Origin of the sequence: Massilia sp. CT11-108 (assembly GCF_047302915.1) — a bacterium.
In the GTDB taxonomy this organism is placed as follows: Bacteria; Pseudomonadota; Gammaproteobacteria; order Burkholderiales; family Burkholderiaceae_D; genus Telluria; species Telluria orientalis.
The window spans coordinates 1-250 of record NZ_JBKYMO010001649.1 but is presented as its reverse complement, the minus strand read 5'-3'; the positions used below and the strand labels follow the sequence as shown (position 1 = coordinate 250).

General features: G+C 56.0%; 1 protein-coding gene. It reads right to left on the bottom strand.

The annotated features are described in order from the left end of the window. On the bottom strand, positions 1-173 hold a 173-nt coding region (locus tag ACEN88_RS35905), incomplete at its 3' end, for a hypothetical protein (RefSeq protein WP_413347154.1). Positions 174-250 lie beyond the last annotated feature (77 nt).

Genomic DNA, 250 nt, shown 5'->3' with positions numbered 1-250 from the left:
CCGGCACCGGTACCACCACCAAGAGAGTGGGTGATTTGGAAACCCTGGAGGCAGTCGGTAGCCTCGGCCTCTCGTCGGACGACATCGAGAACAGAGTCGACAAGCTCGGCACCTTCGGTGTAATGACCCTTGGCCCAATTGTTTCCAGCACCGCTCTGGCCGAAAACGCTGATAATCAGCTGTGCTCATACCGCCAGAAAGCGTTTAGCTTACAAGTTGTCAGGTCGGAACAAGCTTCCTAGAGGTCCAC